This is a genomic window from Actinomycetota bacterium (genome assembly GCA_035697485.1).
Lineage (GTDB): Bacteria > Actinomycetota > UBA4738 > UBA4738 > HRBIN12 > JAOUEA01.
The window spans coordinates 99,183-112,084 of record DASSCU010000056.1 but is presented as its reverse complement, the minus strand read 5'-3'; the positions used below and the strand labels follow the sequence as shown (position 1 = coordinate 112,084).

Here is a 12,902-nt window from a genome sequence, read left to right as displayed (position 1 = left end):
CCCGACGAGCGCCGTCAGGCAGCGATCTCGGCGAGGCACAGGAACGCGCGCTCGAGCACGAGCCGCGTGTTGAGGTTCAGGTCCTCCGCGAGCTCGGCCCGGGCCGCCTCGACGCCGGCGAACCCGCGCGAGGCCCTGACCACCGAAAGATCGCTTCCCTGCTCCAGGTCGGGATTCAGCAGCTCGTCGCGCCGCGCCCCGACCTGCGCGGCGACCCGGTCGCGCAGCAGCGCCGAGACCGCGAGCAGCACCCAGTCGACGTAGTCGCGCTCTGCTCGGCGCTCGCGACGCTGGAACCGGACCTCGATACGGCGGATCGGGCCCCTGTAGACGTCCTCCGGCCGCCCCTTCGCGTCGAGGAACGGGGCGAGCTCTTGCTCGAGGTCGGCCTTCATCGCCTTCTTGTACCCCGACGCCGCCGCGAGCACCGAATCGGCAGCCTCGAGCGCGCCGGCGGGACCTCGAGTCGCCTGGTCGAGCGCGTCGATCGCCGCGTCGCGGAACGCGAGCCCGTCGTCGGTCGCCGCGAGCCGCCGCGCCCGGCCGAGGTTGCCGCCGGTGAGCCGGGCGGCGAGGTGCGCGTGTGTCTCGTCGACCCCCTCACCGACGAGCACGTCGACCACGAACGTCTCGGAGAGCGCCGTGAACATCACCGTGTGGCACCGGGAGCGGATCGTGTCGGGCAGCTCATGAGCCCGGGCCGACATCAGCAGGAACACCGCGTCGGCAGGCGGCTCCTCGAGCACCTTGAGCAGGGTGTCCGCGGCGGCCGGTGAGAGCCGGTCGGCTTCCCGGATCACGAAGATCTTCCGGCCCGGCTCGGGCGCGGTGCGCGAGACCGGGGTCCAGACCTCCTCGCGGATCGTGTTCACGTGGATATCGCGCCCCTCGGGCTCGACCAGGAACTCGTTGGGGTGCTGATCCTTCAACGCCAGCCGGCAGTCGCGGCACTCGCCGCAGCCACCCTGACGGCACAGCAACGCGGCCGCGAACGCTCGCGCGGCGAGCGACTTGCCGCTTCCCTCAGGGCCTGCGAACACGTACGCGTGGTGCGGACGCTCGGCGGCCCCCTGCAGGAACGCCATCGCATGCTGTTGCCCGGGCACCTGTCCGAGCACGGCGAACACCATCGCGCGAGTGTATCGGCGGCCGACGACGAGCCTGCTAGGTGCTCGGATCGACGCCGTTCGAGTCCTCGTACTCCTCGATTGCCTTGTCCAGGGCGGCGCGCACGTCGTCGAAGACCTCGGCCGGGCTCTGGTCGGCGTCGACCAGCACGAAGCGCTCGGGGTGCTCCTCGGCGATCTTCAGGTAGGCGTCGGCGACCTTCGAGTGGAAGTCCTGCCCTTCGAGCTCCATGCGGTCGGGAGCCTCGGTGGAACGCAGCAACCCGCGCTCCGGCTCGAGGTGGAGCAGGATCACGAGGTCGGGGAAGAGCCCCTGCGTCGCCCAGACGTTGAGCGTGAGCACGTCCTGCTCACCGAGGCCGCGCCCCCACCCCTGGTAGGCGAGCGACGAGTCGACGTAGCGATCGCAGATCACGACCTTGCCTTCGGCCAGGGCGGGGCGGATCACGCTCGAGACCATCTGCGCGCGGGCGGCTGCGAACAGCAGGGCCTCACTCCGTGCGTCGAGCTTGCCCGTCTCGGGGTCGAGCAGCACCTCTCGGATCTTCTCCCCGAGCTCGGTGCCCCCGGGTTCCCGGGTGACGAGCACCCCTTCAGGTACTTGATCACGCAAGTATTCCTCGGCGAGGCGGATCTGTGTGCCCTTCCCGGCGCCCTCGACGCCCTCGAAGGCGATGAACAGCCCGGTCGACGGCGGGCGCTTCAGCTTCGGCACGAGCATGAGTGGCTGCGGTCGGGACAGGCGATGGCGATGCAGCAGGCGTCGCGTGTTGAGGCCGGCGACGGCAGCGAGCGCCCCGGCCGTCCACAACGCGAGCCGAGTGCCCGAGAGATCGAAGCGTTGGCCGCCGACATAGAACTCGTAGTCGCCATAGACGCTCGACAGGATAGGGAACAGCGTGAGGCTCATGAAGAGCCCGAGGCGGGACAGCGTCGTGAGCGACGCGAAGGTCCGCCCCCGGTACTCGTCCTCGACGTTCTCCTGCAGCAGCGTGTAGCCGCTGACCCACGCGAGGCCACAGAACGCGCCGAGCCAGACGCAGACCACCGCGGCGAGGGACAGGTTCGGCATCGACGCCAGCACGAACAGGGCGCCGGCCGCCGCAACGAGGGCCCAGACGAACGCGAACCCCCGGTCGACGACCTTGGCGACCTGGTTCGCGGCCGCCATGCCGAGCCCCATCCCGATGCCGAACGCGGTGACGATGATGCCCCATGCCGCGGCATCGGCGTCGAGCGTGCTCACGAAGATCGGACCGACGGCCAGCACCGCTCCGACCGCCGCGAACGCGACGACGATGCCCGCCGTCATCGCGGAGGCGATCGAGTCCTCGCGCAGGAAGCGCAACCCGTCGACCACATCACGCCAGACCCGTCCCAGGTCGAGCCGCCCGTGGAGCGAGCGAGACGCCGAGGGCGGGAAGGCGATGCGGCTGACCATGAACGCCGAGAACGCGAACGTACCCGCGTCGAGCAGCAGGGCGAGGGACTCGGGCCGAGCACCGAGCCAGGGCACGCGCGCGCCCACCCACGAGCTGAAGGCCGCGAGCAAGGAGAAGACCGCCGCCCCGAGCGGAAGGGTCGCGTACGTGCTCACCAGTCCGATCGCGTTCGCGTTCCCGAGCTGGCGGCGCGGCACCATGTTCGGCAGGGTGGCGTCGCGGGCAGGGCTCCACAGCAGCGAGAGACACTCGATCGCGAAGGACAGCAGGAAGATGGCCCACAGCTCCCCGACGAACGCCATCGCCGCATACATCGTGCCCCGGCCGACGTCGGAGAGCATCATGATGTGCTTGCGATCGACGCGGTCGACGAGGGCTCCCGCGATCGGACCGAAGAGCACCGCCGGCAGCATCCGAGCGATCATCACGGCGCCGATCGCGAAGCCAGCCGTCGCGACCGAGCCGGACAGACGGGTGACGAGGGTCGTCACGGCCACGAAGCCGACCCAGTCGCCGAGCGAGGAGATGGTCATCGCGGCGAGCAGTCGCGAGAACGCCGGATGCGTCAGTAGGTCCTTGAACGTCGCCGGACGGGTTCCGCGGAGGGCGGCGACCTCGTCGGCGACCGAAGCCACGACCTGCTACGCCTCGGGAACGGCAGCGTCGGACGCCGGCTGAGGTGTCTTCGTGCCGGGCGTCGTCGTCTTCGCGGCGGCCGTCGGGGTCCTTTTCTTGGCGGCGCTCTTCTTGCGCGCGGTCGGCTTCTTCTTCGCCGCCGTCTTCTTCGCGGCGGCGCGCGCCGCTCGTGCGGTGGCCTTCGCTTCGCGGGCCGCGGTCTCGGCCTCGACGTCGCCGTTCTTCGTGACGTTGAACTCCAGGTCGAGCTCGGCACCGCATCCCCAACACTTCAGCGACTTCGGCCGGCGCAGCAGGAGGGACCCGCACTCCGGACACGGACGGTCCTTCTCGGGAGGGTTCCCGACGGCGCAGTCGCAGTCCGGATACCGGCTGCAGCTGTAGAAGAGCGACCCGAACCGGCTCCGCTTCTCGATCAGCTCACCCTCACCGCACTGCGGGCACGTCACCCCCGTCGAGACCGGTGGGTCCTTCTTGATGTAGCGGCAGTCGGGGTAGCCGCTGCATCCGGTGAACGGCCCATAGCGGCCCACGCGCCGCTGGAGCTGCTTCCCGCACTCGGGGCAGACCTCGTCGAGCATCTCGGGCTCGGGGCGGACGCTGCCGTCCATGTTGCGGATGTAGCGGCAGTCGGGGTAGTTCGTGCAGCCCACGAACTTGCCGTAGCGGCCGAGCTTGACCTCGAGCTTCCCGGGCTCACGTCCCTCGGTCGGACAGAGCGGGCACTCCTCGTCGAGCTCCTCGCTGAACCGCTCGAAGCTGTGCTCTGCCTTCTCGAGCGCGCGCTCGAACGGCCCGTAGAACTCCTCGAGCATCGTAATCTTGCGCAGGTCGCCCTCGGCGATGTCGTCGAGCTCCTTTTCCATGTACGCGGTGAACGTGACGTCGACCACGTCGGGGAAGTGCTCGATCAGCTTGTCGGTGACGACCTCGCCGGTGTCGGTGGGCTTGAACCGCTTCTCCTCGAGCGTCACGTACTCGCGGCGCTGGATCGTGTCGATGATCGACGCGTACGTCGATGGACGGCCGATGCCGAGCTCCTCGAGCGTCTTCACGAGCGAGGCCTCGGAGTAGCGAGGCGGAGGCTGCGTGAAGTGCTGCTCGGGCAGCACCTCGAGCATGCGCAACAACTGTTCAGCCGTGAGCAGCGGCAGCGTCTTCTCGGCGTCCTCGTCGGGCCCCTCGTCGCGGCCCTCTTTGTAGACGCGGATGAAGCCGTCGAACGTCATCGTCTGCCCGGTGGCGCGTAGCCCGTACTCGAGGTCGCCGTCGCTCGCTTCCCCCTGCTGCGCGGCCGTGATCGCGGCGATGTCGACGCCAACCTGGTCGAATCGCGCCTCGGCCATCTGGGTGGCCATCGTTCGCTGCCAGATCAGCGTGTACAGGCGTCGCTGGTCACGATCGAGAGAGGCGGCGACCCGTTGGGGTGTTCGCATCACGCTGGTGGGGCGCACTGCCTCGTGCGCCTCCTGCGCGTTGCGGCTGCGTGTCCTGTACCGGCGAGGCTCCGCGAGCGTGTAGCGCTCGCCGTACTCGGTCTTCACGAGCTCGGCGATCTCGCGAACCGCCGTGTCGGCGATGTTCACGGAGTCGGTCCGCATGTACGTGATCAATCCGACCGTGCCCTCGCCGGGCAGGTCGATGCCCTCGTAGAGACGCTGGGCCAGCGTCATCGTCTTGCGGGCGCTGAACCCGAGCTTGCGGGCGGCTTCCTGCTGCAGCGTCGACGTCGTGAACGGCGGCGCCGGCGAGCGCTTGCGCTCCTTCTTCTCGACGTTCGTGACGTGATAGGACGCGCGGCGCAGCCGCTCGACGTGCGCCGCGGCGTCGGCCTCGGCCGCGAGCAGCACGCCCTTCTTGTCGGGCGACGCGGCGACCTTGCCCTCGGGCACCTGGGTGAGCCGGGCGGTGAACGGCTGCTCGACGTCGTCGGGCGTGAGCCGCACGTCGACGCTCCAGTACTCGACGGGAACGAACGCTCGGATCTCGCGCTCGCGCTCGACGATCAGCCGAACCGCGACGGACTGCACACGGCCGGCCGAGAGACCGGGGCGGACCTTCTTCCACAGCAGCGGCGAGATGCGATAGCCGACGAGGCGATCGAGGATGCGGCGAGCCTCTTGCGCGTCGTAGAGCTGAAGGTCGATCGCGCGCGGTTGGCCGAACGCTTCCAGGATCGCATCGCGCGTGATCTCCGTGAACGTGACGCGCTTCGCGGTCGCGGGGTCGACGCCCAGCAGGGTGGCGACGTGGTACGCGATCGCCTCGCCCTCGCGGTCGTAGTCGGTCGCCAGGATCAGGTCGCCCGAACCAGCCTTGAGCGCCTTCTTCAGCTCGCCGAGGTGACGCTTCGAGTCCTCGGGCACGACGTAGTCGGGCGTGAACGCGTGCTCCACGTCGACTCCGAGGCCCCCGTAGCCCTTGCCGAGGTCCCGGATATGCCCATACGAAGCCCGGACGGCGAAGTCGCCGCCCAGGTATTTCTCGATCGTCTTCGCCTTGGCGGGCGACTCGACGACCACGAGTGTCTTTCCGTTGGCCATGGCGGGGGAACCTTTACGGGTCTCGGGGTGAGGGTGTCAAGCCCACCGGTCGGCGGGGAACCCGGCGGCGACCGTACCATCGGGAGGACGCTTCACCGCTCAGGGATGGCTGCCGACACCCTTCCGGAGGCCGAAGAACGCGCTGGTACGGTCTCCGTATTCCCGAGCCCGAGAGGTCCATACCCATGCTCGAGTGGCTGCATCAGCTCGTGATCGACGCCGTCGCGGGCTACGGCTACGTCGCCATCTTCGTGCTGATGGCCCTCAGCTCCGCCTGCGTGCCGATCCCGAGCGAGGTCACGATGTTGTTCGGCGGCGCGCTCGCGGCGCCGGGATTCGCAGCCGAAGGGCAGGAGCTCTCGCTCTGGGCGGTGGGCGCGGTCGGCTCGATCGGCACGCTGGTGGGCTCCTGGGCCGCCTACTGGGCAGGAGCGGTCGGCGGCCGCCCGATGATCGACCGATTCGGACGCTATCTGCTGATCCGCCCTCGCGAGGTCGATCAGGCGCACGAGTGGTTCGAGCGGCACGGCGACGCGACCGTGGCCTTCTCCCGCGTCCTGCCGGTGTTGAACACCTTCATCTCCCTGCCAGCGGGTGTCGTCCGGATGCCGTTCTGGCGCTTCACCTGTTACACGCTGCTCGGCGCGGTGCCGTGGACGTTCGCCCTCGCGTGGTTGGGCTACCAGCTCGGAGACCGCTGGGAGATGGTCGAGCGTGCCCTGCGGCCGTTCTCATGGGCGATCGCCGCCCTCTGCGTCGTGGCGGCCGTCTGGTACGTGCGACGACGGTGGAAGGTGGTGCGTGAGGAGTACGCGGCCCTCGACGCCGCGAACGCCCCCGGCGGACCGCTCGAACCGTCGGCCTGAGCCTGGTCCATCGGCCGTAGCGAACCTCACCCAACGGCGCGATGTTTGCGTACGCCACCCCTCGAACACTGACGCCCAGCTAAGGCATTTGAGGAGGTCGCGCGTGAGGAAGCGATGGACGATCGCGATGATGACGACCGCGCTGGTCGTGTCGCTCGCTTCGAGCGCTCAGGCAGCGCCGACGGTGACGGCAGACCTGGTTCGCGTCACCGACACGTCGGCATGGTCTTCCGCCAGTCCCGACCCGACCGGGCTCGCCTTCATACCTTCGACGGGCGCTCTCCTCATCTCCGACGCCGAGGTCGACGAGATCGCGCCGCTCTGGTCCGGCTCGAACCTCTTCGTCGCCGCTCGGCACGGCGGCCTCCTGCGGAAGCGGTCGGTGGTCAGATCCACCCCCGAACCCGAGGACATCGCCTGGAGGGACCGCAAGAAGATCCTCTATGTCGTGGACGACGATCGGAACGAGGTGGCTCGGATCCGGGTCGGCCGGGACGGTCGCATCGGAACCCGCGACGATCGCAGCAAGGTCATCCTGCACACCAAGCGTTTCGGATGCCGTGACCCAGAAGGGCTCGCGTGGCATGCTGAGAGACGATCCCTGATCGTCACCTCTGCACGACAGAGCCGCGTCTACCTGATCCGCTCGGGAAGGGACCACAGGTTCGACACCCGCGACGATCGGGTGCGGAGCTTCCCGACGAAGCCGCTCGGATCGAGGTCACCGGAGGACGTGGCGGTGGATCCGGTATCGAACCACCTGCTGATCGTGAGCAGCAGGGACGATTCGATCGCGGAGACGACGATGCGGGGTCGACCGGTCAGGATGATCGACGTCTCGGCGGCCGGCCTCCGTCGCGGCGCGGGGATCGTCCTCGCGTGGAGCGCCGCCGATCCGGCGGTGTTCAATCTGTTCATCGTGGACAAGGGGGTCGACAACGAGACCGATCCGGGCGAGAACGACGGGCGTCTCCTCGAGTTCGTCTATCCCTGAGCCGATCAGAGGTTGACGAGCATCGTCCAGTGGTCGCCCTCCTCGGCGACCTTCTCGAAGCCGACTCGCTGATACATCATGCGCGAGCGGTTGTGCACGGCGACGGACAGCGACAGCGTCTGGAACCCTTCCTCGCGCGCCTGCACCATCGCGGCGCGCAGCAGCGTGCCGCCGATGCCCTTGCGGCGATGCAGCGGCTGCACGGCGACGGACAGTTCAGGCGTCTTCTCGTCGACGAAGCCGTAGCCGGGCTCGTCGGCCGTGAACTGCCGGTACCACACGGCGCCGACGGACATGCCGTCGATCTCCGCGATGACCCCGCCGTCGCCGGGCCTTCCCCACCCCTCGTGGTAGCGGCGAAGCACGGGCTCGTCGAGCACCTCGTCGATCGGCTCGGCCGGCCAGTCGGGGTTCCAGCGGGCGGCCTCGAACAGCATCGTCTTCAGGAACTCGGCATCGTCCTCGGTCGCCGGACGGATGTTCACCTGGCTCGCCTCCCGGTCGGCTCACGCGTGCATCGGCAACCGTACCGCAGCGGGCGCCTCAGCTCGTCGCCCCACGCTCGGCGGAGCGGGCCGATGCCCGATCCGTCTCGAGCCGATAGGAGACGCTCGTGAGCAGCACGCGTTGCTCGAACAGGAACAGACGCTTCACGAAGAGCGCCGTCTGACCGTGCAGGGGGAGCTGCCACCACTTCGCCACGACGTACTCGGGCACGACCACGTTCACGATCGTGTCCCCGCGCTCGGTGTACCGACGCACCTCGGCCAGCATCGGGATCGACAGGTCGCGGAACGGCGCCTCAACGATGTCGAGCGGTACGCCCTCGACGACGTCGAACCATTCCTCGCCGATCGAGAGCGCGGCCTCGGGATCGAGGTCGAAGTAGATCGCTCTCGTCTCGGTCGCGTCGAGGGTGCGCGCGTAGTTCACGGCGCGCACCGACACGTCGTTGACCGACGAGAGGAAGACGAGCGTCACCGTGCGTTGCGGGATCAACGGCTTGCCCCCGGCTCCCGACGGCGAGCCTTCCGCGAGCACGACCGGGGCGTCGGTGACGACCACGTTGGGGGTGCGCAGCATGCTGGCCTTCAGGCGCACGAGATCGCGGCTGCGCACGAGGTAGGAGAAGAGGCCCTGGGGTCGCAGCTGCTCGGGGACGACGACGGTGACGAAGTCGTCGGGTCCGCGATCGATCGCGTCGACCACGCGCCGGATGCCCGATGTCAGGCCAGACGCCTCGATCGGCATCAGATCGGGGATGCCGGATCCGACGAACGACCGCCAGCGCGCCTGCACCTCGCGGGCGACCTCGCCTTCGCGACACGGGAAGACCGGCCGGATGTCCTCCGGGCGGAACGACCGCAGGTATCCCACCGCCTCGGCGGTCGCAACGTCGAATTCACGGACGAGCAGCACCACGTGGTTCTCGCCGGGGGCCCCCGGCCGGACCCGACCGGCGCTGAGCTGGCGACGCACGCTCATGTAGTGGTGGTGGATCGAGTAGAAGATCGGCACCAGCAGGGCCATGATCAGGATCGAAAGCCAGGCGCCGCTCGACCACTTCGAGGCCGCGACCACGATCAGCACCACGAACGTCGTCACCGCGCCGATCGAGTTGATCACGATCGACCGTCGCCATCCCTTCATCGCGGCGTCGCCCTTGCGGCCCTCCACGATCCAGTGCTTCACCATGCCCGACTGCGAGAGCGTGAACGAGGTGAACACGCCGACCACGTAGAGTCCGATCACCGCGTTCAGGTTCGCGTCGAAGATGTACATCATCACCGCCGACAACAGCCCGAGCACCAGTACGCCGTTGGAGAAGACGAGTCGGTCGCCGCGGTTCACGAACTGGCTCGGCAGGTACCGGTCGCGCGCGAGGATCGACGCGAGCCGGGGGAAGTCCTGGTACGCGGTGTTCGCGGCGAGGATCAGGATCGCGGCCGTGAACACCTGCACGACGAAGAAGCCGAACGATCCCTCGCCGAAGACCGCGATCGCGATCTGCGCCGGCACCGAGCGCTCTTCGCTCGCGACGACGCCCTCGATGTGTGTGGCGAGCCACGAGATGCCGAGGAACATCGAGATCGCGATCCCGCCCATGATCGCGAGCGTCGTCGCGGCGTTGTGCGCCTGCGGGCGCTTGAACGCCGGCACGCCGTTGGAGATCGCCTCGACACCGGTGAGCGCGGTGGCGCCTGACGAGAACGCCTTGAGGAGCACGAAGAGCCCGACCGTGCCCGCGGTCGTCGCCGCGTCGTGGATCGGCTCGACCTCGACACCCACCGCCGGGCAGCCACCGAGGCACTGACCGAGCCCGAGCGCGATCAACGTCCCGATCGAGAGCACGAATCCGTACGTCGGGATCGCGAACAACACGCCCGACTCCCTGGAGCCGCGCAGGTTGGCGAGGGTGACGAAGGCCACGAAGAAGATCGAGAGCACGACCGCGTGCTCATTGGCGGCCGGCAGCGCCGACCCGATCGCGAACACCCCGGCCACGATCGAGACGACGACGGTCATCATGTAGTCGAAGAGCAGGGCCGCGGCCGCGACGAGCCCCGGAGCCTGGCCAAGGTTCTCCTTGCTCACGATGTAGGCTCCGCCCCCGCTCGGGTATGCCCGCACGGTCTGGCGGTACGACACGATCACGAGCGCCATCAACAGTGACACCGCGGCCGCGATCGGGAGCACGTATCCCTGTGGGGCGGCGGTCGCGATCGAGAGCACGAGGAGGATCTCGCCCGTGGCGTAGGCGACCGACGACAGCGCGTCGGACGCGAAGACCGGCAGCGCGAGGATCTTCGGGAGCAGCGTGTGCTCGAGCCGCGCGCTCGAGAAAGCCCGGCCGAGCATGACCCGCTTGAACACCCCGGTCGAGGCCGCGGGAAGGTCGGTCCTGGCCATCTCGCCAGCCTACGTCGTCGCCGGTGCCCCGGCGGTCGGGTCGGAGGTCGGGTCGGACCCGACCTCGGGCGCGGACAGGTGGAACGGCACGCTGGTGACCACCACGCCCGGCTCGAACAGGAGCACCCGCTTGAAGAACAGGGCCGTCTGGTTGTGCAGCAGGTTCTCCCACCAGTGCCGCGGCACGAGCTCGGGCAACACCACGGTGACGATCGTGTCGCCCCGGGATGTGTGCGCGCGGATCTCCTCGAGCAGCGGAGGACCGAAGTCGCGGAACGGAGCCTCGACCAACACGAGCGGCACGTCGAGCTGCCGCTCGTGCCACTCGTCGACCACGTCCTCGACCTCGTCGGGGTCGGTGACCATGTAGATGGCCTCGATCGCGGTGGGGTGCAGCGACTTCCCGTAGATCACGGCGCGAACCGTCGGATCGTGGACCGCCGAGACCGGGACGAGCACCACCGTGCGCTCCGGCTCGAGCGGGCGATCGCCCAGCCAGCTCGGTCGGGCCTCCGACGGTACGAGCGGCACGTCGGTCACGACCACGCGCGGCTCGAACAGCAGCGCGGTCTTGAGCAGGAACGCCTCCCGATGGCGCAGGAACTGCCACACGGTGTTGCGAGGGAGCAGCTCGGGGATCACCACCGTGAGGAACCGGTCACGCTCGTGGCGGGGCATCGACCGCACGTACCCACGGACCGCCCTGACGAGGTGCCGGTGGGCACCGCGAAGCGGCTCCAGGGCGCCCATGCGGGGGGCGACGACGGACCACTCGGCCGCTACGCCCTCGAACGCATCGGGAGAACCCACGTACAGCGCGGTGAACGCGGCCGGACGGACCGCCCGCAGGTAGGCGACCGCGTCGCGGGTCGCCAGCCCGAGGTCGGGAACCAGCAGCAGCATCGTGCCGCTCGCGGCGTCACGTCCGGTGAGACGGCGAGCCTGCAATGCGCGCGCCACGTGCTCGTAGTGGCGATGCACGCCCCAGAAGAACAGCACGATGAACGGCATCGCGACGATCACGATCCACGCGCCCTTGGCGAACTTCGTGATCGTGACGACGACGAGCACGATGCCGGTCGTGACAGCGCCGATGCCGTTGATCACCGCGCTCCGCTTCCAGCTCCCCTCCTTCGTGCGCATCCACCTCCGCACCATGCCGGCCTGCGACAGCGTGAACGCCGTGAACACGCCGACGACGTAGAGCTGGATCAGGCGGGTCAGGTTGGCGTCGAAGGCCCAGATCAGCAGCGCCGCGAGCCCCGCGAGCACGACGACGCCGTTCGAGAACACGAGCCGGTCACCCCGGTTGCGGAACTGCGAGGGCATGAACCGGTCGCGTGCCAGGATCGAGGCGAGCCGCGGGAAGTCCTGGAATGCGGTGTTGGCCGCGAGGATCAGGATGCCCGCGGTGAACACCTGCAGCAGCAGGAACATGATGCCGCCGCCGAAGACCGTGTCGCCGATCTGGGCGAGCACCGGCAGCTCGTGGGCGATGTCCTCCGTGATGCGTACGTGCAAGAGCACGGAGAGCGCCGTGATGCCGAGGAACATCGTGATCGACATCGCCCCCATCACGGCGAGGGTGGTCGCGGCGTTCCTCGCCTGGGGTCTGCGGAACGCCGGCACCCCGTCGGCGATCGCCTCGACGCCCGTCAACGCGGTGGCGCCCGACGAGAACGCCCGGGCGATCAGGAACAACGAGAGCGTGTGCTCGACCTCGAGGGGAAGGTCGGCGGTATCCGCCACCGGACATCCACCCAGGCATTCGACGAATCCGGCGACCAGGGTGATCCCGATCATCAGCACGAACCCGTAGGTCGGGATCGCGAACAGGGAGCCGGCCTCCTTCACTCCCCGCAGGTTGGCGAGCGTCACCAGGGCGACGAGCCCGATCGCGATCGGCACCCGCACCGGCACGAGGGTCTCCGGAGCGACGGAGGCGATCGCCGTGGTCCCGGCCGTGATGCTCACCGCCACGGTCAGCACGTAGTCGGTCAGGATCGCGGCGGCTGCGGTGAGGCCGGGGAGCGTGCCGAGGTTCTCTCGCGCGACGATGTAGGAGCCGCCGCCGGTCGGATACGCACGCACCGTCTGCCGGTACGACGTGACGACGATGGCGAGCAGCGCCGCGATCGCCAGCGCGATCGGCATCCGGAGCGTGAGCGCGCCTGCGCCGGCCGCCACCAGCACCAGCATCATCTCCTCGGTGGCGTACGCGTTCGAGGAGAGCGGGTCGGACGAGAAGACCGGCAGGGCGAGGAACTTCGGCAGGAGCTGGTGTTCGGCCTTGTCCGATGCGATCGCCCGGCCGACGAAGAGGCGCTTCAGCGGGCCGCCACCGACCCTGCGAGGCAGTTGCAGCTCTGCAGGCACGGCGAGCA

8 protein-coding genes are annotated in these 12,902 nt (G+C 69.0%); 2 read left to right on the top strand and 6 right to left on the bottom strand.

Translation table 11 applies throughout. The annotated features are described in order from the left end of the window. Nucleotides 1-14: 14 nt before the first annotated feature. Genes VFI59_14175 through topA form a run of 3 tightly spaced genes read right to left on the bottom strand, consistent with a single transcriptional unit; the run spans nt 15 to nt 5,748 of the window. Nucleotides 15-1,130, bottom strand: coding sequence for an AAA family ATPase (locus tag VFI59_14175; protein ID HET6714844.1), 1,116 nt, complete (start codon nt 1,128-1,130; stop codon nt 15-17). Nucleotides 1,131-1,164: 34 nt separating this feature from the next. Next, nucleotides 1,165-3,204, bottom strand: coding sequence for a dTMP kinase (gene tmk, locus VFI59_14170; protein ID HET6714843.1), 2,040 nt, complete (start codon nt 3,202-3,204; stop codon nt 1,165-1,167). A gap of 6 nt (nt 3,205-3,210) precedes the next feature. Next, complete coding sequence (gene topA / locus VFI59_14165) at nt 3,211-5,748, bottom strand: type I DNA topoisomerase (GenBank protein HET6714842.1); 2,538 nt, start codon at nt 5,746-5,748, stop codon at nt 3,211-3,213. A gap of 185 nt (nt 5,749-5,933) precedes the next feature. On the opposite strand from topA, the gene VFI59_14160 reads away from it, so the two are divergent. Together VFI59_14160 and VFI59_14155 are read left to right on the top strand one after the other, a co-directional pair. Further along, nucleotides 5,934-6,614 (top strand): DedA family protein, encoded by a 681-nt coding sequence (locus tag VFI59_14160; GenBank protein HET6714841.1) that lies wholly within the window; start codon nt 5,934-5,936, stop codon nt 6,612-6,614. A gap of 103 nt (nt 6,615-6,717) precedes the next feature. Then, nucleotides 6,718-7,608 (top strand): SdiA-regulated domain-containing protein, encoded by an 891-nt coding sequence (locus tag VFI59_14155; GenBank protein HET6714840.1) that lies wholly within the window; start codon nt 6,718-6,720, stop codon nt 7,606-7,608. 5 nt (nt 7,609-7,613) lie between these two features. Here the strand turns inward: VFI59_14155 and VFI59_14150 are convergent, their stop codons facing one another. From VFI59_14150 to VFI59_14140, 3 genes are read right to left on the bottom strand one after another with little or no spacing between them, the layout of a single operon-like run. After that, the gene (locus tag VFI59_14150) at nt 7,614-8,093 is read right to left on the bottom strand and encodes a GNAT family N-acetyltransferase (GenBank protein HET6714839.1); all 480 of its coding nucleotides are present in this window, start codon (nt 8,091-8,093) and stop codon (nt 7,614-7,616) included. Between the two features lie 58 nt (nt 8,094-8,151). After that, nucleotides 8,152-10,518, bottom strand: coding sequence for an APC family permease (locus VFI59_14145; GenBank protein HET6714838.1), 2,367 nt, complete (start codon nt 10,516-10,518; stop codon nt 8,152-8,154). Between the two features lie 9 nt (nt 10,519-10,527). Continuing rightward, nucleotides 10,528-12,894, bottom strand: coding sequence for an APC family permease (locus tag VFI59_14140; GenBank protein ID HET6714837.1), 2,367 nt, complete (start codon nt 12,892-12,894; stop codon nt 10,528-10,530). Nucleotides 12,895-12,902 lie beyond the last annotated feature (8 nt).

Excerpts from the sequence above, each read along its gene's own strand:
- VFI59_14175 (HET6714844.1), bottom strand. The coding sequence starts at position 1,130 with ATGGTGTTCGCCGTGCTCGGACAGGTGCCCGGGCAACAGCATGCGATG.
- topA (HET6714842.1), bottom strand. The coding sequence starts at position 5,748 with ATGGCCAACGGAAAGACACTCGTGGTCGTCGAGTCGCCCGCCAAGGCG.
- VFI59_14160 (HET6714841.1), top strand. The coding sequence starts at position 5,934 with ATGCTCGAGTGGCTGCATCAGCTCGTGATCGACGCCGTCGCGGGCTAC.
- VFI59_14145 (HET6714838.1), bottom strand. The coding sequence starts at position 10,518 with ATGGCCAGGACCGACCTTCCCGCGGCCTCGACCGGGGTGTTCAAGCGG.